Origin of the sequence: Neopararhizobium haloflavum (assembly GCF_002750855.1) — a bacterium.
GTDB classification, from domain to species: domain Bacteria; phylum Pseudomonadota; class Alphaproteobacteria; order Rhizobiales; family Rhizobiaceae; genus Georhizobium; species Georhizobium haloflavum.
Window position 1 is genome coordinate 37,078 of the sequence record NZ_NWUC01000007.1, and the last position, 19,565, is coordinate 56,642.

The 19,565-nt window shown below is 59.6% G+C and carries 20 protein-coding genes and 1 tRNA gene; 5 read left to right on the forward strand and 16 right to left on the reverse strand.

Going from position 1 to position 19,565, the window contains the following annotated elements:
* Positions 1–221: 221 nt before the first annotated feature.
* The 3 genes from CN673_RS15230 to CN673_RS21355 all read left to right on the forward strand — a co-directional run bounded on the left by CN673_RS15230 (position 222) and on the right by CN673_RS21355 (position 1,712).
* A tRNA-Thr gene (locus CN673_RS15230) sits at positions 222–297 on the forward strand.
* Between the two features lie 200 nt (positions 298–497).
* On the forward strand, positions 498–1,100 hold the full coding sequence (locus CN673_RS21350) for a tyrosine-type recombinase/integrase (protein ID WP_245409934.1): 603 nt from the start codon (positions 498–500) through the stop codon (positions 1,098–1,100).
* Positions 1,101–1,115: 15 nt separating this feature from the next.
* A complete protein-coding gene (locus CN673_RS21355; protein WP_280951194.1) occupies positions 1,116–1,712 on the forward strand; it encodes a tyrosine-type recombinase/integrase in 597 nt (198 codons plus the stop codon).
* Between the two features lie 361 nt (positions 1,713–2,073).
* On the opposite strand, the gene CN673_RS15240 is transcribed toward CN673_RS21355, so the two are convergent.
* The 11 genes from CN673_RS15240 to CN673_RS15290 all read right to left on the reverse strand — a co-directional run bounded on the left by CN673_RS15240 (position 2,074) and on the right by CN673_RS15290 (position 12,971).
* Complete coding sequence (locus CN673_RS15240; RefSeq protein WP_099867250.1) at positions 2,074–3,039, reverse strand: LysR family transcriptional regulator; 966 nt, start codon at positions 3,037–3,039, stop codon at positions 2,074–2,076.
* A 142-nt stretch (positions 3,040–3,181) separates the two neighbouring features.
* A complete protein-coding gene (locus CN673_RS15245; RefSeq protein WP_099867251.1) occupies positions 3,182–3,844 on the reverse strand; it encodes a hypothetical protein in 663 nt (220 codons plus the stop codon).
* 29 nt (positions 3,845–3,873) lie between these two features.
* Positions 3,874–4,869 carry an NAD(P)-dependent oxidoreductase gene (locus CN673_RS15250; RefSeq protein WP_157928910.1) on the reverse strand — a complete coding sequence of 332 codons (996 nt, stop codon included), beginning with the start codon at positions 4,867–4,869 and terminating at the stop codon, positions 3,874–3,876.
* Positions 4,866–6,380, reverse strand: coding sequence for a tripartite tricarboxylate transporter permease (locus CN673_RS15255; RefSeq protein ID WP_099867253.1), 1,515 nt, complete (start codon positions 6,378–6,380; stop codon positions 4,866–4,868). The genes CN673_RS15250 and CN673_RS15255 overlap by 4 nt, the downstream gene beginning before the upstream one ends.
* Entirely contained in the window at positions 6,380–6,850 is a 471-nt protein-coding gene (locus CN673_RS15260; protein WP_157928911.1) for a tripartite tricarboxylate transporter TctB family protein, read from the reverse strand. The genes CN673_RS15255 and CN673_RS15260 overlap by 1 nt, the downstream gene beginning before the upstream one ends.
* Entirely contained in the window at positions 6,847–7,896 is a 1,050-nt protein-coding gene (locus CN673_RS15265; protein ID WP_099867255.1) for a Gfo/Idh/MocA family protein, read from the reverse strand. Before CN673_RS15265 ends, CN673_RS15260 begins: the two co-directional genes overlap by 4 nt.
* 61 nt (positions 7,897–7,957) lie before the next feature.
* Positions 7,958–8,806 (reverse strand): sugar phosphate isomerase/epimerase family protein, encoded by an 849-nt coding sequence (locus tag CN673_RS15270; protein ID WP_099867256.1) that lies wholly within the window; start codon positions 8,804–8,806, stop codon positions 7,958–7,960.
* The gene (locus CN673_RS15275; protein ID WP_099867257.1) at positions 8,807–9,877 is read right to left on the reverse strand and encodes an Ldh family oxidoreductase; all 1,071 of its coding nucleotides are present in this window, start codon (positions 9,875–9,877) and stop codon (positions 8,807–8,809) included. It lies immediately after the preceding gene.
* Positions 9,878–9,903: 26 nt separating this feature from the next.
* Positions 9,904–10,890, reverse strand: coding sequence for a Bug family tripartite tricarboxylate transporter substrate binding protein (locus tag CN673_RS15280; protein ID WP_157928912.1), 987 nt, complete (start codon positions 10,888–10,890; stop codon positions 9,904–9,906).
* A 260-nt stretch (positions 10,891–11,150) separates the two neighbouring features.
* Entirely contained in the window at positions 11,151–11,789 is a 639-nt protein-coding gene (locus CN673_RS15285) for a cysteine hydrolase family protein (RefSeq protein ID WP_099867259.1), read from the reverse strand.
* A 75-nt stretch (positions 11,790–11,864) separates the two neighbouring features.
* Positions 11,865–12,971 (reverse strand): ABC transporter substrate-binding protein, encoded by a 1,107-nt coding sequence (locus CN673_RS15290; RefSeq protein WP_157928913.1) that lies wholly within the window; start codon positions 12,969–12,971, stop codon positions 11,865–11,867.
* Between the two features lie 245 nt (positions 12,972–13,216).
* Between CN673_RS15290 and CN673_RS15295 the strand changes: the two genes are divergently transcribed.
* Both CN673_RS15295 and CN673_RS15300 read left to right on the forward strand, forming a co-directional pair.
* Complete coding sequence (locus tag CN673_RS15295; RefSeq protein ID WP_198586013.1) at positions 13,217–14,116, forward strand: MurR/RpiR family transcriptional regulator; 900 nt, start codon at positions 13,217–13,219, stop codon at positions 14,114–14,116.
* The gene (locus CN673_RS15300) at positions 14,113–15,429 is read left to right on the forward strand and encodes a type I glutamate--ammonia ligase (protein ID WP_099867262.1); all 1,317 of its coding nucleotides are present in this window, start codon (positions 14,113–14,115) and stop codon (positions 15,427–15,429) included. The genes CN673_RS15295 and CN673_RS15300 overlap by 4 nt, the downstream gene beginning before the upstream one ends.
* On the opposite strand, the gene CN673_RS15305 is transcribed toward CN673_RS15300, so the two are convergent.
* From CN673_RS15305 to CN673_RS15325, 5 genes are all read right to left on the reverse strand, one after another.
* Positions 15,426–16,073, reverse strand: coding sequence for a cysteine hydrolase family protein (locus tag CN673_RS15305; RefSeq protein ID WP_099867263.1), 648 nt, complete (start codon positions 16,071–16,073; stop codon positions 15,426–15,428). The two genes, CN673_RS15300 and CN673_RS15305, sit on opposite strands and share 4 nt — an antisense overlap.
* Complete coding sequence (locus tag CN673_RS15310; protein ID WP_157928914.1) at positions 16,070–17,005, reverse strand: branched-chain amino acid ABC transporter permease; 936 nt, start codon at positions 17,003–17,005, stop codon at positions 16,070–16,072. The genes CN673_RS15305 and CN673_RS15310 overlap by 4 nt, the downstream gene beginning before the upstream one ends.
* A gap of 118 nt (positions 17,006–17,123) precedes the next feature.
* Positions 17,124–18,014 (reverse strand): branched-chain amino acid ABC transporter permease, encoded by an 891-nt coding sequence (locus CN673_RS15315; protein WP_099867265.1) that lies wholly within the window; start codon positions 18,012–18,014, stop codon positions 17,124–17,126.
* Positions 18,011–18,709: an ABC transporter ATP-binding protein gene (locus CN673_RS15320; protein WP_245409937.1), complete on the reverse strand. Its 699-nt coding sequence runs from the start codon at positions 18,707–18,709 to the stop codon at positions 18,011–18,013. Before CN673_RS15320 ends, CN673_RS15315 begins: the two co-directional genes overlap by 4 nt.
* A 16-nt stretch (positions 18,710–18,725) precedes the next feature.
* A complete protein-coding gene (locus tag CN673_RS15325; RefSeq protein WP_245409938.1) occupies positions 18,726–19,523 on the reverse strand; it encodes an ABC transporter ATP-binding protein in 798 nt (265 codons plus the stop codon).
* Between the last annotated feature and the right edge of the window lie 42 nt (positions 19,524–19,565).

A 19,565-nucleotide genomic window follows, 5' to 3' on the forward strand; every position in this document is an offset into this window, starting at 1 on the left:
CTTTGCGTTTGCCGTCTTGAAATGCCCGTTCATTCGCGCTATCAGCCCGCACATTCGGCGCGCGCCAGACAGTTGCCCGCGCCCGGGCCGCTTTTGCTCAGTCGGTAGAGCACATCATTCGTAATTAGCGGGTCCGCTAGAGAATGAGGTTCGAAGCCAAAGGGTTGGCAGTGAAACGAAGAAAATAGTAGGGCGATAGTAGGTCGCCCTGCGCTTGGTGAGCCGCCTTAGCTCAGTTGGTAGAGCACATCATTCGTAATGATGGGGTCACGTGTTCGAGTCACGTAGGCGGCACCACTTTCGCTATTTCAGGAAGCCCCATAGCTGTTCATATGTGAGCATAAACGGCTGATTATAAAATCTTTTTTCTCGATTTTTGCAATTTCGCGATCCCAGCTCGTTGCATCCCACCCCAGCCAATCCCGCTTGATTTGCAGTAACTTTTTGCCAAAGTTACTGCAGGTCCGATCGGGCTACTGCATAGGGAGCATGAGTGAATGGCGATGAGCGAGTTAGCAATCCGCAAAGCGAAAGGACGCGACAGGCCTTACCGGATGTTCGATGAACGGGGTCTTTATGCGATAGTTCGCCCCAACGGGGCGGTTTGGTGGCGTTTTGACTACGGTCTCGGTGGCAAGAGAAAGACACTGTCACTAGGGACCTACCCCGCCGTAAAACTGCGCGAGGCACGCGACGCTCGTGACGCGGCGGCTGAGCTAGTAAAATGCGGTGTTGACCCTTCTGATGTCCGCAAGCAGGAAGCAGCCAGAAATGAGGTCCTTCAAAAGGAAACGTTCGGCAACTTGGCCGACGAATATATCGATCGACTGCGTCGGGAGGGTCGGGCCGATGTCACCGTCGAGAAGAACGAATGGCTATTGAAGACGCTCGCGTCCCCCTTAGCCGAAAAACCGATCCGGGACATCACAGCCGCCGAGATACTCGCGTTGATTCAGAAGATCGAGGCAAGCGGACGCATCCATAGTGCCCATAGGGTCCGATCTGCGATTAGTGCCGTCTACCGACTAGCTGTGGCGACACTGAGAGCAGAAACGGATCCTACTTTTGCATTGAAGGGCGCGCTGCGAGCTCAGAACTGATCACCGCAAGCCGCTATCGTAGAGGAGCGTTCATTTGGCGGACTTCTACGAGCAGTTGATGGATACAGTGGATGGATCACGCTGCGTGCTGCATTGCAGATTATGGCCCTCTGCTATCCGCGACCAATTGAACTTAGGAAAGCAGAATGGTCGAATATCGACCTTGAGAAGCGAGAATGGTTCATTCCGGCCGATCATACAAAGATGCGTCGGGATTTTATCGTCCCGCTTTCTCGGCAAGCAGTGACCGTATTCAAAGAAGTGCGGGGGGTCTCAAAGCACGTTCGCCTCGTGTTTCCCTCCATCCGCAATCTTGAGCGACCGCTGTCTGAGAATGCGATGAATTCAGCCCTGCGACGCATGGGTTTCGCCAAGGACGAGCACACATCGCACGGCTTCCGTGCCAGTGCGAGTACGATTCTCAACGGCCGCCGCTATCCCAGCGATGTCATCGAGGCATCGCTGGCGCATTTAGACCCGAACGTCGTGAGACGAACCTACAACCGTTATTCGTATTGGGATGAGCGGGTCCAGATGGCCCAAGATTGGGCCGACATTTGCGACGAACTGAAAACCAAGACGCCCCGTCGAGGCCACGACGATCTCGTGTGATGCGTAAATGGTTTGTGGTGCTGAAAAATCGGTAGATTACAATCTAGAGACTACGTGTGATGGCCGAAAAGTGGCTTGGGGCAGAATTCTGGCCCAGGCTGATCCCATTTTAGCTTAGGACCATGCTACGCGCGAAAGGCATCAGCGCTTCCACAACTTGAGGCGCCAAATGCACCGATCCGGATTGTTTTCTTTCGTTCGGCACGGTTGTCGGCGTCGATGTGCGATGCTCGCGCGTGGTTGGCCTGCCGGGGGATCGCCGTCTCATGCCTCCGTAACCGACTGAAACTAGACGGTAATGGCAGCACCAAATGGGCCATCATTTCTACAGGATTACGTGATAGCAAATGGCCTCGGTCAATTATCGCGCAACGCCTTTATCCAGCTCAGATGGCAGTTCGGATATTGGGTGGTGGAATGCCGGAAGCAGTTGGACTAGATCACCAAGCTGCGTTGCGAAGCTGCCCAATTCCCTTTGTATTAGGTCGAGCAGATCACCGTCTCTCACAAGCGGCCCGCGCCGGGTGCTGTGAAGAAGATATAGTCGTCGCAACGGTACGGGTTCGATGATGCGTCGGATGTGGAGAACGCCTGCTTCGAACTCGTCGGAGACCGATGCAAAGGGCATGACCGTCGCCACTCCGCCATCAGCGACCAGGCGCTTCAGCATGGCGATCGACGACACTTCATAACCGATGCGCATCGGCAGCCTCATCTGGTCAGCGATGGTCTGCATGCGGTTTCGGATGACGTCGCGTTCATTCGGTAGAACGAGGGGCAGATCAAGTATGCTGGTAAACGAAATCGGTCGACTATCGCGGTCCTCCTTGGCGGCGCGGACATAGACGATCTCCTCGTCTAATAGCGGTATGCGACGATAGGTGGGGCGATCCGGTGCGTCGTAGGCCAGCGCCACATCCACCTCACCGCGATCGATCGCATCAATCAGAACGCTGGACATTTCCTCTACAAGACTTACGTGAAGCCGCGGGAGTTCAGACTGCGCATCAATCAGAACCTGGTGGCCTAGTATCTTAGTGACGCCATTAGTTAGGCCCAGAACGACTGGCTCACGCTCGTTCGCGTCAATATTGCATACCTCGGCGCGCGCCTGATCCACGAGGTCCAAAATCTCGTTTGCGCGCAGATAGAGCTGACGACCTGCCGTGGTCGGAGACACCCCCCGTGCATGGCGAATGAACAGCTTGACGTCCAAGTCGTTTTCGAGTTGACGGATCTGGAGCCCCAAGGCTGGCTGGGCGATGTGCAGATCTTCTGCGGCCTTGGAAAAACTGCCAGTCTCGTACGTCTTGGCGAAATAGCGCAATTGACGGAGATTGATTGTGCGGCTCCCGAACAGCTATGCCACCTGCCCGGCAGGTGGCGGCAGCGCTGCGGAAGATAGGGAGTATCGCGCGGGGACGCAAGGCGAAGGCCATTACGCCCCGGCGAGCTTCCGTTGGGCCGGTTCAGGCAGGAAGGTTCATCACCTGGTATTCGAGGCTGTAAATCGCCGATATCGGCTCAGTCGCCCCCACCGCCGCATCAACCTTGCCCGCAAGGTCCTCCTTCAACACATCCAGTTCGGCCACCGTTGACGCCTCGACGAGTACCACGCGGTCGGGAAGTGAGATCGTGCGACCCCGCTGAAGCGACTGGTTGCCCGAACTCAGTTCCCGGTCGCAAATCACGAAATGCGCCCCGGTGATGCGCGGCCGCTCCACGAGACTTCCAACCAGTTCCGACAGCGCCGCATCGCCTTTACCAGCCTCGTCGGCATAGCGAATGGTCAACAGACTGCCGCCATCACCATAACCCGCCGTGCCCGCGATGCGGCAGACCCCGCGCAGGTTGTTGCGGAAGTTCGGAAGCACCTTGAGTGACCATTCCGTGGGATTGGCAAGACGCTGCCGGTAAACCTCGCTTACTAGCAATTCCGGTTCGGACGCCTCATAGAGCGTGAAAAACTCCTCGCCGCCGCCGGTCGAGATATAACGTCGGCCGCGGAGGAAACCGGGCACGCCCATTCGCTCCTGCATATGCTCGCGAGGGTGCCATTCGAAGAACTCGTCGCGCATTTCGGGTAGAATGTCGTTCCAGATCGCGACGATACCTTTGCCGATCAGGGGCATGGAGAACCTTTCCGGTTTTTGAAGGACAGTTATGTCTTGCGTTTGAGGAGCCGTGTCGCCGCGTCAGCGTTGAGAGCACCGAACGGCATTTCACCGGCGAGAACCTGTGCGCATTGAGCCACGGTGTCGGCGGGATGTCGCGCCGCCGCCTCGACGGTCAGGTTGCCGATGTGCGGTGTCGCAGTTACACGTGGGTGAGCCCCGAGCAAGGACGAGGGTGTCTGGTCGGGCCCCATTCCGACATCCAATCCCACACCGGCGATCTGACCGACGTCCAAAGCGTCGAGCAAGGCTTTCTCATCTATCACGTCGCCGCGCGAGGCGTTGATCAGGAAAGCGCCTTTCCTAATTTTGGCGAAAGCTTTCGCGTCGATGAGATTGCGCGTTTGGGGCGTCGCCGAAAGAGTCGGCACGATGAAATCGGACCCGGCGAGAAGATCGTCCAATGAAGCCGCCGTTGCCGGTGCGGCAGGCGTCGCAAACGGATCGTAGGCGAGCACCCGCATCCCAATGACGTCGAGAATCCGGGCCAGATGTTTGGCGATGCGCCCAAAGCCGATGAGCCCGGCCGTCGCGCCGGACAGTTCCCGGCCGTGACTCGGCGCCCGTTGGCTGCCGGCCCGATAGGCCGCGACATGGTCGGGAATGTCACGCGCGACGTTGAGCATGTGGGCGAGGATCAGTTCAGCTGTCGAGGCCACATAACCGGGATTTGTCCGCGTCACGACGATCCCGTGCCGGCTGGCTGCCTCGACATCCACGTGCCGGGTCTCGACCCCGCTACGAAGGATCGCGACCAAGTCCGGCAGAGCTGCCATTTCGGGATCGCCTACCGTCGTCGCGCGGTCGAGAACGATCACCTGGCACCCCCCGGCAGCGGCGACCAGCGCATCACCCGCCAGTTCCGTGTCCGTCTCGTTGAGATAAAGCGTGCCTTGCGCGCGAAGGCCATCCATCGCGGCATCACCGTACCACCAAGGGCGGGACCCGGCCGGATGAGTGAGCAGTATTTTCTTGCGGTTCACTTGCCGATCTCCATCAATGGCTCAGCGTTGCGCCGCCGCACCACGCCCCAAAGCGTCAGCACAAGGACGAGCAGCGCAGCGGCAAGCAGCGTGGCGCTGATCGGGCGCTGGACGAAGACCGCCGGATCGCCGCCCGAAATCAGCATTGCCCGCTTGAGATACTGTTCCATCAACGGCCCGAGAATAAATCCGAGCAGCAACGGCGCGGCCTCGAACCGGAAGGTCGACATGAAATAACCAACGATGCCGAAAAGGATCATGATCCAGACGTCGAAGGCGTTGTTGTTGACGCTGTAGACGCCAATCGCCATGAACATCAGGATCGCCGGCATGAGCACGCGGCGCGGGATGGTGAGAATTCGCACCCAGATGCCGATTAGCGGCAGGTTCAGAATCACCAGCATGATGTTGCCGATCCAGAAGCTGGCGACGAGGCCCCAGAACAGCACAGGTTGGCTTTCGATCAGTCGCGGACCGGGCTGGATGCCGTGGATGATCAACATGCCGAGCAGCAGCGCCATGACGGCGTCGCCCGGAATGCCGAGCGTCAGGGTGGGCACGAAGGACGTCTGCGCCGCGGCATTGTTGGAAGCTTCCGGCGCCGTCACACCTTCGATCGCGCCCGTGCCGAACTTTTCAGGCGTCTTCGATACGCGCTTTTCGACCACGTAGGACATGAAGGAAGCGATGTTCGTGCCAGTACCGGGCAGTGCACCGACCACCGAACCCAACGCCGTTCCCCGGATGATGGGGCCGACGGATCGGCGAACGTCGTCGAAGGTGGGCAGGAGCGCACGCAGATTGACGCGCTGCACCACCCCACTCCTCTCCTTGCCGGCGATCGTGGCGATCACTTCGGCGACGCCGAACAACCCCATCGAAAGCGCCACGAGATTGACCCCGTCGCTGAGCCCGAGCATACCGAACGTGTAGCGCAGTTCGCCCGTCTGCACGTCGCTGCCAACCGAACCCAGCGCGATGCCGACAAGCACCATGGCGATGCCCTTGATCGGCGAGCCCGCCGCAAGCGTCGATGACGCGACGAGGCCGAGCAGCATCAGCGAGAAATAATCCGCGGCGGCGAAGGACATGCCGAAACCGGCTAGACTCTGGGCAAAGAGCGTTAGTACGAGGATGCCGACGGTGGCGCCTGCGAACGACGCGATGGTGGTCATGGCGAGCGCCACGCCCGCCCGACCCTGCTGCGACATCGGATAGCCATCGAGACAGGCCACCGCCGAAGACGGCGTGCCGGGAAGGTTGAGCAGAATCGCGGCGGTCGATCCGCCATATTGCGTCCCGTAATAGATGCCCGCGAGCATGATCAGGGCCGTATCGGGCGGCACGTAGAAGGTAAGCGGCATCAGCATCGATATGGCGGCTAGCGAGCCGATGCCTGGAAGGACACCGACGAACGTGCCTAGGAACACGCCGATGAAGCAATACAAAAGGTTCATGGGCGAAAGTGCCGCCCCGAACCCGATGCTGAGATTGGCGAGGATATCTGACATCACAACCCCCACCGGACGGCGGGAATATTGAGACCAAGACCCTTCGCGAAAATGAGCCAGGCGAGGACGGCCAGCACGATCGCCGTCAGCACGGAGACGACCGGGCGTCGCTCGCGCTCCGTCAGGCCAACTAACAACACCAGCGCCATAATGGCAGGAAACATGCCGAAGCTGCGGATCAGGAGGCCGAAGACCAGCAAGGATGAGCTGACCAGACCGAGAACCCGCATTCGACGCTTGAACACCGCAGCATCGAACGGCTCGGGATCCTCATTTCCTCCGACGACGCCGAGGAGCAGCACCACGGCACCCATGAACGTTATTGCGAGACCGACAATCAGCGGGAACATGCCCGGTCCCATCTCGAGGAAATCGCCGATCCGATACCGGAACGCGCCGATGGCGAAGGCGAGACCGAAGGCGATGAGGATGCCGCCGCCGCCGGCCTCGATCAACCGTGCGCGGGTCATGAGCTGACGCCTTCGCCCTGATTGGCCGGCGCACCATGCGGTCGTCGCAACGGTCCTGCCGCCCCATAGACATCTTCCAGCAGACGCAGCGTGTTGAGCTGATCGCGTGCCGACGTCAGGAAAGGCTCTCCTGTGCGAAGACATGCAGCGAAATGCGCGATTGCGCCGTTGAAACAGCCCTGCCGGACCTCATTCTCGTCATAGGCGATGGTCTCGTCCTCGTCCGGACCGTGCAGTCGCAACTGCCCACCGTCCAGCGTGACGCTGGCCCGCGTGCCTGCGATTTCGAGGCGGTTCGGTGCACGAAACGCATGGCCCGCCGACGTCATAACTCCTTCGACCACAACCGCATGACCGGTGTCGGTCTCAAGAAGGATGGCGGCCGCGTCTTCGCCAATGATGCGGTCGCTATATCGACCGAGCCTTGCGGCGACCACCCGCATTTCGCCAAAGAGCGAACGCATGGTGTCCAGTTCGTGGATCAGCGACTCGGCGACGAGCAGGCGCTCTTCCCGGGCCACGAAAGGCTGGCGGCTGAGGGCGGGAACCATGCCGTCGGACCTCGGAAGCATGTTGGAGCGCCAGAGGGCGATGCGGGCCTGGGTGATGGTTCCCAGCCTTCCTTCGGCGATCCAACTATGGATCTGACAGAAGTACCGGCGATAACGCCAATTCTCGTTTACCATCATCCGGATGCGCTCACCAACTTCGTCGACGAGTTCTTTCGCCTCCTGGAGTGTCGGGCAAAGCGGCTTCTCGCACAGCGCGTGGAGACCGTGCTCTGCCGCGAGCCGGATCATTCCGGCATGTGTCTGACGCGGCGTCACGATATCGACGGCGTGGAGACCCGCCTCGGCCATCATCGCAGCGGGATCGGTATAGACGGAGGCGATGTCGAACGCTTCTGCCTGGGCGCTCGCACGATCTCTCACCGGATCGCAGACCGCCACGACGTCGGCGCCGGGGCAATCGGCCCATGCGATGAGATGGTCGCGGCTGATATGACCGCAACCGAGAAGGCCTACGCGGAGATTTTTATCGTTCATGGACAGTCAAGCCCGAAGGCCCCTCCAGTTTGTCGCCACCGCGCCCCAAGTGGCCGCATTTTCAGTTCGCTCTTTTCGCCGTTGCGAGAAACCGATCCAGATCGGCCATAGCCGCCTTCGCCCGATCCGCCGCCGGCAGATGGCGAATGGCGGCGTCGGCAACCTCGTACTCGATCTCCAGATCGTCAGGCAGGACCGCCATAAGTTCGCCAAGCGGCAATTCGCCCTCTCCCAGCCGCAATCTTGCGGTACGGGCTTCCTGCATCAGGTCCTCATTGCCCGGGCGCTGGCCACGCAGGCGCATAGCATCGCAAATCTGCCAAAACGCGAGTTCCTTGCGCGGCAGCGCCGCCAACGCATCGAGGCTGTCCCCTGCACGGTCGAGATGCAGCGCATCGATCAGCAACCGCGCTGTCGTCGCCTTGCTCTCGGCGATAAAGGTACGGGCATCCGCCAGGTCGGTGATGGTGCTATAAGGAAGATATTCGAGCGCAATGCTCGCACCCGCCTTTTCCGCCATGCTGTCATAGGCGGCGAAAAGGTCCAGCGCCTCGCCGCGATCGGGCATGAAGCAATTCACCACCAATGTATTGGAACCCAATTCCACGACCGTGTCGACGACGCGCCGCAAATGGTCGGTCGTCAGGCCGGGATAGAACTGGAAAGCCGAAACGTTTGAAATGACGATGCCCGCGTCACGCGCCAGACGTGCAAGCCGCGCGGTCTCCGCCTCGTCCCCGATGATGTCGAGGAAGCTGTTGTCGCCGACATAGCGCCCGCAAATGCGGATACCGACACCTCCGAACCCCGCAGCGGCGGCCGCCTCGATGTTTTCCGCCGGCGTCGCGCCGAGGGTGAGGTGGGCAAGCGATTTGCGCATGTTGGCGAAGCCTTTCGTGGTCACAAGCATTCAATTCGCCATTACGGTCGGCATCTCTACATCAAAACGCATCGAGAGTTCCTCGAGGTCGGCTGCCACTTCCCGCGGGAGCGCCACGCCATCGGCCCGCGCGGCTTTCTCGCGCGCGGCCGCTCCCTCGCCGGGCAGCACGATCGCCTCGATCCCCGGCCGTCGCGGCGTCTGACGGATCGTCTCGCGCAGGTGATCCATACGCGCGTTGAAATCGTCGCGCCCGATGAAGCGGTCCGGATCGATGGCCAAATGAAAATGGCCATTGCCGGTCGGCCGGTCGGTGGCGGTGAACCATTGGGACACCCCGCCGAGCATGGCCGCGCCAGCGAGCGCGCCGCCCAGGATTTCCCCGATCACGGCGAGCCCGTAGCCCTTGTGGCCCATAGCCAGCAGCGCGCCGCCCTCGGGAAAGTCTTCCGGCCGTGTCGTGTCGTTGCCGGCGGCATCGACGACCCAGCCCTCGGGGATGGCCTTACCGGTCTTGGATGCATGCCGTACCTTGCCGCCGGCGACGACGCTCATGGCGATGTCGAGAACCACTGGCGCGCCCGAGCCTCCGGGGATCGCCCATGCCAGCGGATTGTTGCCGAGGGCGTTGGCTCGCCCGCCCCAGGGCGCCATGCCTGGATGGCCGTTCGTCCAGGTCATGCCGAGATGGCCCGCTTCAAGCGCGATCATGGCGGAATGCGCGCATGTGCCGATGAAGTCGCTATTGCGCACAGTGACGGCCCCGATGCCCGCGTCGGTCGCCTTGGCGCTTGCAAGCCGCATGGCGTATTCCGCCGCGACAGGACCAAGTGCCGCATCGGCATCGACGACGGCGGTGGCCGGCGCCTCGCCTACGACGCGGAAAACCGGGCGCGGATTTGCGCCGCCATCGACGAGCCGCTTGACCAGAAACGGCAGCCTGATCAGGCCATGCGAGGCCGCGCCCCGGCAATCAGCCTGGATGAGTGCATCCGCGACGCTTCCGGAACCCGCCGGCTCCATCCCCGCCGAAACGAGGATGGACCGGGCGAAGCCGTGAAGCGCGGTGGCGCCATAGCGTTGCCGGCCGGCCGTGTCCATCGAGCGTTACCGTCTTTTAGCGGGCGTCAGCCCTCCGCCATTCCCGAAGCTTCGGCGATCTCGCCGAAGAGCGCGTAGTCGGATTGAATCCGCTCGGCGAATTCCTCCGGCGTGCTGCCGACGGGCCGCAGACCGCCGGTTTCGATGCGCGCGGCCATTTCGGGACCGTCGAGGCTGGCACGCGTGGCTTCCGCCAGCATCGCGATGACGTCGGAGGGGGTGCCCGCGGGCGCGTGAAGGCCGAACCAGTCCATGCAGGCAGCGAGTAGATCCAGCCCGACCTCGGGTCCGGTCGGAACATCGGGAAGCGCCGCGTTGCCCTCCTTGCCGACGATCAACAGCGGCTTCAGCTGGCCTTCTTCGATATAGGGCGCACTCAGATTGAACGAGTTGAGCGCGAACTGGACCTGATTGTTCAGAAGATCGGGCATCAGCGCCGAACCGCCCTGGTAATGCACACCGCGCGACTCGATGCCGGCGGCATGCAGGAACGCTTCGGTGAAAAGGTGAAGATTGCCGCCCGCACCGGACGTTCCATATAGCACGGTGCCGGACTTGGCGCCCTCGATGAGCTCGTCGATCGTATTGAAGCCCGACCCGACGCTGGCGTTGAGCACGAAGTCGCCTTCGGCGAGCAGCGCGATATGGGCGAGGTCGTTGACCGGGTCGATCGTCAGGCTCTTCGACACATGCGGCACGACCGTTATCTGGCCCACAGCGGAAAAGAGCAGTGTCTGGCCGTCCGGCGCAGCATCGGCAACTGCCGTCATGCCTATTGCGCCAGCCGCGCCCGTGCGGTTTTCGACGATGACCGGCTGACCGAAGCGCTCACTGAGGCTGCTCGCCAGAAGGCGTGCGAGCGTATCGGTCGTGCCGCCGGGCGAGAACCCGCACACGATGGTCACAGGCCCTGAAGGCCAGCTTTGCGCACGCAGCGTTGCAGGTGCTGCCAACCCTGCAGCAAGAGCAGAAGCTCCCAGCATGAACCGGCGGCGGTCGAGTTCGAAAGCCATTGACATCCTCCCTTGGCAAAAATTCTCGTTTCTAGCCCGCCGAAGCTTCTAGAATGCTGCCGACCGACGGCACAACAACCGAATCGTTTTAGGAGGTAGGTCTTATCTGTCTGGCTCTTGACGAAAGCCGGGTAATGTCGAGTTGGTGCCACTCACTGTCGACTTACCAGCCAAGCTATTGGCTGCTGGACTTGCAATGTTTAAGCGGCAAGTGAAGGAGGTTGGCGCGGCATCGAACTCAACACCGCATCCCGACCGTATCAGCCGCCATTCAAAGTTGCCACTACCTCGTCCACCTTCTGCACCCGACAATAACCCCCGAAGGCTTGGAGCGCATTTTCGTGTCGCTGATTGGTGTAGGCTGCGCACGCATCTTCGGCACAAACGATATAATAGCCGCGATCTGCGCCGTCACGGACTGCCATATCGACGCACTGATCGGTCACGAATCCGCAGACAATGATGTTTTGGACCCCGAGATTGCGGAGCACATAATCGATCGACGTGGAGTTGAAAACACCAGATGAGGTCTTCGGAAGAACCATCTCATCCTCCAATGGAGCGACACGATCGATCACGCCAGCCAGTTTTGATCCGCGAGGCACAAGGATGTTCGACAGCTTGTGATCGAGCGATCGGTCGCGCCCATCCTTGGTCAATGCTTCGATCACTGTATAGACGATCTCCACGTTCCGAACTCGCGCCTGTTTGAGCAACCGCTCCATGGCCGGCAAGGCACGCTGCTCAAGTGCATCGGCAAACTCCGGGTGCCTCATCAGAATCTCCGGCTGCAGTTCCGCGTTCTGGGCATCGACAACCAATACCACGGTTTGGGCAGGATTGAGCATACGGTCACGACCTTCATGTCGCGCCAGCGTGCCCTGGGCGTTCTTAGACATTAACTTGCGCTCTCTGCAGATGATAATCTGGGGTCTGCCAGCGGCTTGCCGCCGCCGGCAGTGTGTAACCTACCTCTATTCGGCAGTATCCGGTGTCCAGATTTCCTCGACTTCAAATTCACCGTTTTGAACCGAGATGATCGAGACCGGCTTCGGCGGAACCATCGAATCACGCGTATAGCTAATTTCGCCTGTCACCGCCTTGAAACCGTTAGTTTCTGCCAAGGCATCGCGGATTGCAGCTGGTTCCACCGACCCCGCTCGTTCAATGGCGTCGGCAACCAGCATCATCGCATCGTATCCCAAGGGGGCGAAGGCATTCTCTGGTTCGATGCCGTATTCCTCCTGATAATCGGCAATGAAAGTCTGCACTTCCTCGCGATCGTCCGCCCGGTAGGTGTGCGTTGAGAAGTAGACGTCATCTGCCATCTCCGGCCCGGGTACGGTCGCAACCAGGTCGGTATCAAAACCATCGCCGGAGATGATGGGCATCGTGATGCCTTGTTCGCGAATCTGTTTCACTGAAAGGCCGGCCTCGGATGGAATTGCCGAAACGAAGACGGCATCAGGCGCCGGATCAATGGCTGCCAGACGCGCGATCTGTGCGGAGAAATCGGTATCGCCCATCATGAACTGATCCGTGCCGACGATCTCGCCGCCTCGCTCCTCAAACCTTTCCGTGAAAAAGGAAGACAGCGCCTTCGTGAAATCCATCGAATTGTCTGTCCAGACCGCAACTTCTCGGATACCGAGTTCGTCGTAAGCATAGTCGGCGATCGCATAGGATTGATCGTCATCGCCAAAGGGCGTCATAAACATGTAGTCGCCGACCCAAGCGGGCAGTTCCGGGTGGGTCGCCCCGGATGTGACGAAGGGTATACCTTCTTCCTGGAACAGGGGTGCGGCGGCCATCACGAAGGTCGTGTCGGATTGGCCGATACCGGCAACGACGCCTTCCGAGAGAACACGCTGCGCCGCGATGGCGGTTTCTTGCTGATCTGTCTGTCCGTCAGGTGCGATCAGTTCAATCTGCATACCGAGCAGCCCGCCATTGCTATTCAACTGCTTCACTGCGAGTTGAGCGCCTTTTAGCGAAGGCCCATCGAGCGACGACATGCCGCCAGTTACATTGTAGAGAGCCCCGATCTTGATCGATTCCTGCGCGCCGGCGGCGCCCAGCAACGCGATTGAGGCCACCGATGCAGCGAATAGAAGCTTCATGTCCGTCTCCCGGTCTTGTTAGATGTTCACCCTTTGACGCGGACTATTTCGGTATGTGTCCGCGCTTATCATCAACATGACTCTCGAGGGGGATCACGTCAATTGAATGGTACATTTTTCTTTGATATGTCGAATTTGTCTGATTTGATACATCTGGAATGGTCGGTAGATGCTTCACACTCTTTTCTTCTGAGGACTGCGATCGGATGAACGTGCTCGAAACATTGCGGAAAACGCTGCCCGACCTCAGCGCGCGCGAGGCACGAGCAGCGAGACACCTTATGGCAAATTATCCAATGGCGGGATTGACCACGGTGGCCGAGTTCGCCGGGAAGAGCAATGTGTCAACGGCTACAGTACTGCGGCTGGTGCGCCGGCTCGGATTTCCCTTGTACGCGGAGTTCCAAGAGGCCTTGCGAGCGCACATTGAAGAAACGCTGCAATCGCCGCTGCTGAGACTCGGCGAGCGCAAGGAGAAAGGCGAGCCATCTGGGACCTCGTTTCTCTCTCGCACGATTATGCGGATCAAGGATCATCTGGATTCGCTTGCCGATCATATTTCTGACGAGGAGTTCAACAGCGCCGTGGCGCTTCTCGCTGATCCAAAGCGCGATATTCATCTGATTGGCGGACGATATTCTACCAACGTGGCTCGCTACACGGGAGACCTCTTGACAGCAGTCCGAGGCAAGGTGGAAACGATCTCCGGGCAGACTGAGACGTGGCCCCAGCATCTCTTGGATATGGGCCGGTCGAGCGTTCTTGTGGTGTTCGACGTGCGCCGCTACCAATCAGACGTAGTCGCATTCACCGAAGCTGCCGCACGACGCGGTGCGACCATCATTCTGTTGACCGATGTGTGGCAGTCACCTGCGGCGCGGGTATCCAAAGTCGTTCTACCCTTCGCGGTTGATTCCCCATCTATTTTCGACATGCTCACGCTCGGCATGGGACTCGCAGAAGCTCTGGTCGGCGCTGTGGCAGAACGGGCTGATGAGGCCGGCATGAAGCGTATCGAACAATTGGAAACGCTTCGATCCGACCTTGCTTCCGGTTTCAACGGCACAGGCCGGTCAAAGCACAGATCAAAGAAGGGGGCGACATGAAGCGCGAAGAGATCATCATGCTGTGTACGGCTGACTTGGCTGGTCAGGTCAGGGGAAAAGGATTTCCGGCAGCCGACCTAGCCTCCCGCCTTAGAAAGGGCATCGGCTGGACCCCCACAAACAGCATGATCACCGCCAACGGACCCATCGCACCCACCCCCTGGGGTCCTTTCGGGGATACTGTTCTCATCCCGGATGGGTCATCGCGCGTGCGAGTGGATTTTGGTCCCGATTCGGCTGCGACCCATTTCGTGATGGGCGATATTCGCACTTTGGACGGCGAAAGATGGCCCGTTTGCCCGCGCGGACTTTGCAAGGCATTGTTGGACGCATTGGAGCAGCGCCATGGACTTAAGGTCAAGGCTGCCTTCGAGCATGAATTTATCCTGGAATCGGTCGAGGAACGACCCAACGCCAGTTATGCGCTCGATTCATTCCGGCGACAGGGGATATTTGCTGAAACCTACCTGGCCGCATTGAAGACTGCCGGCCTCGAGTTGGACACGTTCATGCCTGAGTACGGGCCTAAACAATACGAGGTCACCGTCGGGCCAGCAGAAGGAATAGCGGCTGCTGATCAGGCGATCGCCGTGCGCGAGATCGCACGCGCCGTGGCCCATCATCTGGGCACCCGTGCATCTTTCACGCCAATCCTTCGACCCGACGCTGTGGGCAATGGCGTTCATGTTCATTTTAGTCTTTTTGACGCGGCTACCGGGCAGCCGTCGAATTACGATCCCCAGAGGCCAAATGGCGTAGCGGATACTGCCGGCCGGTTCCTGGCAGGTGTCTTGGCGCTCATGCCGGCAATCACAGCCATGACGGCGGCCTCACCCATCTCATATTTACGCTTGACCCCGAACCGCTGGAGCGCGGCATACAACAATCTTGGTGAGCGCGATCGCGAGGCTGGGCTGCGAATTTGTCCGGTCTTTCCAGGTTCGGGCGCTGATATATCACGGCAGTTTCATTTCGAGTTCAGGGCCGCCGATGCCGCCGCCAGCCCCTATCTTGTCATGGCCGCCTTGATCGCCGCCGGTCTTTATGGACTCGATGAGCCTCTGCCAACGCCACACGTGTGCCATGGAGCTCCGCAGAACATGAGCGATTCAGAGCGCAGGGAACTGTCGATCGAACGGCTACCTCAGTCGCTGTCGGAAGCGTTGGATCGGTTTGAAGCGGAAGAGAAACTCATTTCTTTCCTAGGTGAGGAATTCATCGCCGCCTATCTTGCGCACAAGCGTTTCGAGGCTAGCGCAATGAGCGATCTCTCAATCGAAGAGCAATGTGAGCGGTACCGTCTCGCCTACTAGGATCTTGATGCTGCGGATCCGCTGATGACCTGGAGCAAGGCCTCGCTAGACAGAACTCGGCAGTAACCTCCGAAAGCGCGCAGTGCCGCCTCATGCCGCTCGCGCGTGTCCGTTGCACAGGCGTCGCTCGCACAGATCATGTGAAAGCCACGATCGGCACCGTCACGGATCGTGTGATCCACACATTGGTCGGTCAAGAAACCGCTGACAATGACGGTGTCGATGCCGATGTTGCGAATTAGGTATTCAAAGTTTGTTGAATTGAACAAGCTGGACGATGTTTTCGGGATGACCAGTTCGTCATCTCCCGCTGCCAGCTCTTCAATTACCGTCGAGTCCCAGGAACCTCGCTCAATGAAGAAATTGGACAACTTGTAGTCGAGGCTTCGGTCACGGCCGTCCTTGGTTGCGTTTTCCATCACGGTATAGATGACTTCGAGGCCGGCCGATCGACCCGCAGCGATCAAGCGCGCGATGTTGGGGATGACCCAGGCTTTGGCATCAGCGTAGAATTCGGGACGAGGTGGACGCGCTACTTCGTCCATAACCCAATTCTGGGCGTCGATGACGAGCAGGCACGTCGTATGTGGGTCCATTTGTCTTTCGCGCGAGGAAACGACATCCTTTGCCCTCGGACCGGTCATGCTTGGCCCCGCCCACCAAATATGCGCTTAACGATTGAAGGCTCTCCGCTGCCGAAGAGACCGGAAGGTCGCATGTAGAGTACCGCGATCAGGCAAACGGCAACGACGACCTGACTGAGGCCGTAAAGGTTGGCGGCCTCCTCGACTGGCCGCAGGCTTTCAGACAGAAGCGTTATCCCAGCGGCGGCAAGAACGGCGCCCGTGATGCTGCCTGCGCCGCCAATGACCACCATCACAACAAGGTTGAAGGCCAGCACGATCGAAAATGTGCCCGGCGTGATCACGCTAATGAGATGCGCTGTCAGTGCACCGCCGACACCTGCGAGCACCGCCCCGACGCTGAACGCCAGTATTTTCAGCCGCGCCGAGTTGATACCGCTGCACTCGGCCGCGAGTTCGTTCTCACGAACCGCCATTATGGCGCGGCCCAGAGACGAATACTTTATTCGCCAAGCAAGTGCGACGACAATGACCAAATAACCATAAGCCCACCAGATATCAACATGACGCGGCAGGCCGCTCAGGCCGGAACCACCTCGTGTGAGTCCGTCCCAGTTCCGAACAAGACCCTGTACTACAATGATTAGACCAAGTGTCGCCACGGCCAGATAGTGGCCCTTGAGCCTCAATACGGCATATCCGACGACTAGTGATACCAATCCCGCGACGCCGCCGCCGAGGAGCACCGCCGGCAGCATTGGCGCTTCGATCGCAGCGAGCCATTCAGGTAAATCGGGAAGCATTGTCCCTTTGCGCGTGGCAGGGAACGTAAGGATCGCCGCGACATAAGCACCGATGGTCATGAATGCCGGATGACCGAGGGAGAAGAGGCCAGAAAGTCCGTTCGAGACGGTGAGTGATACAGCGAGCGCTGCGTTTATGAGCAGCAATGCGCACAATGTGACCGCATATCGATCAAGCCATTGGGTCATCGTGAAAACGACCACTGCACCAAGACACACAATTACTAGGCTGGCAATGAAGCTCCATTGCGGTGCACGGGGCCTTGACCACGCTTCGACACTCGTACTCGAGGCATCAGGAATCATCTCAGGCCCGCTCCTCGGTTTGACGGATAAAAAGTCCTGAGGGGCGCACGAGCAAGATTACGATAAGGAGGAGGAACACGAACGTGTCGCGGTAGCCCGAATATTCTTGGGGCAGAAGGCCCACAAACAGGATCTCGGCCAATCCGAGAATGTAGCCGCCGAGCATGGCGCCGCCTATAGAGCCGACACCCCCGATAACGCAGGCCACGAACGCCTTCAAGCCTGGCTCGAAGCCCATCAACGGGTCGATCTGCCCGAATTTGCCGCCCCAGAAGAGCCCTGCGACCGCGGCAAGCGCGCTGCCGATGGCGAACGCCGTCATGATCGTCCGATTGACCGCCACGCCCATCAGCCTGGCCGCAGTCAGGTTTTCAGCTGTCGCGCGCATCGCTTGGCCCATTTTGGTCCGGTAGACGATCAGGAACAGACCACCGATCAGCAAAAGAGTTAATCCGATGATCGTTAGATCCGTCAGAGATGCACTCGACCCTGCAATGTCGATCCGCTGTCGCATGAAGGCAGGGAAAGAGAAGTTTCGCGGCTGGCCAGATAGAGCCATCAACGTGCTGTTCTGAATGGCGATGGAAACGGCAAGTGTCGCGATGAAGCCTGTGACCTGATCGGCGCCGCGCATCGGCCGGAAAACGACCGTCTCGATCGCAATGCCCGCCATGGCTCCCACACAAAGGACGAACACCAAGATCACCGGCCAGGGAACACCGGCGGACACGAGGGCAAGCGTTGCAAAGCCCCCGATCATCACAAGATCGCCATGGGCGAAATTGATGAGCCGGACGATGCCGTAGATCATCGAGAATCCGATGGCGAGCAGTGCGTAGAGGCTACCCAGCGCCAGACCGTTGATGACCTGCTGAAAGACGTACTGCGTCATGCCGCTCCCCCCAGATAGGATTGGCGCACCTTGTCATTCAGCGCCAGATCCGCGCCGCTGCCGGACAGCACAATCGAGCCGGTTTCCATGACGAAGGCGGTATCGGCGAGATCAAGTGCCATGGCTGCGTTCTGTTCAATCAGCAGAATAGTAACGCCTCGCCGCCTGAGTTCAGCGATCACGTCGAAAATACGTTCGATCACCAGAGGCGCAAGACCCAGCGACGGTTCGTCAAGCAGCAAAAGCTTCGGCTGAGCGAGCAGCGCGCGCCCGAGCGCGAGCATCATCTGCTCCCCTCCCGAAAGCGACCCCGCCATACCGCCAGACCGTTCGGCCAGAATTGGGAAAAGCTCCAGCACCTCCGCGGTCGTCTTTGATACAAGTTTCTGGTCGAGTTGGGCATAGGCGCCCATCTCGAGGTTTTCGCGCACCGTCATCGAATGGAAGATCTGCCGTCCCTCCGGGCAGTGGATCAGACCAGCTCGAACGATCTTTTCTGAAGGCGCAGATGTCAGGTCCACTTCTTGCGCGTCGGGTCGGAAGACTGCCGTTCCGCTTCTTGGTCTCAAAAGTCCGGACAGCGTCAGCAAAGTTGTTGATTTTCCTGCGCCATTTGCACCGATGAGCGCTGCAATCTGCCCCTCTTCCACATTGAATGACACGTTCTTGATCACATGGGTCGCGCCGCGGAACACGTTGAGCTCTCGAACCTCAAGCATTGGCCTTCGCCCTGCGCCTAGTGCCGAGGTAAGCCTCGATGACAGCTTCGTTCGTTTGCGCCTGCTGAGGCGCGCCTTCAAAAATGAGCGCCCCGCGATTGAGTACTTGCAGACGTTGGCAAAGGCCCATGATCAGGCTCATGTCGTGCTCGACCACCAGAATGGCGATGCCAAGGGTCTCGTTCACCTTGCGAATAAACGCCATGAGTTCAGACGTTTCCGAGGGATTGAGGCCGGCAGCCGGCTCGTCGAGCAACAGAACATCCGGTTGGGTCGCCAAGGCCCGGCCGATTTCCACACGGCGCTGATCGCCATAGGAAAGATCGCCGGCCCGGCGAGCGGCAAGCGCTCCCAAGTCCAAGCTTTCGATCAGCCGATAGGCCTCGTTGCGCAGCGTTTGCTCCGCTCGCCAGAAACTTGGGAGTTGGAGCAGCGTCGAAACGGTTCCCGCAGCATGCCGGGCATGTCCGCCGCACATGATGTTTTCCGCCACCGTCAGATCGGCGAAAAGACGGATGTTCTGGAAGGTCCGAGCGAGTCCCGCTTTCGCGATGACGTGAGGCCGCGCGCCGGTAAGGTCGCGTCCGGCAATCCGAATCCGGCCGGCCGTTGGTCGAAGGATCCCAGTTGCAAGATTGAACGCTGTCGTCTTGCCGGCGCCATTCGGTCCGATCAGCCCGACAAGATCAGCCTGCCGAAGAACCAGGTTGTAGCGATCCACGGCCAGCAAACCACCGAAGCGCTTGCTGAGGTCGTTGATCTCCAACTTGGGTGCGGCGTCTGCCTGCAATGCGAAACTCCTATCGTGCCGAAGAAGATAGGCGGCTGGTCG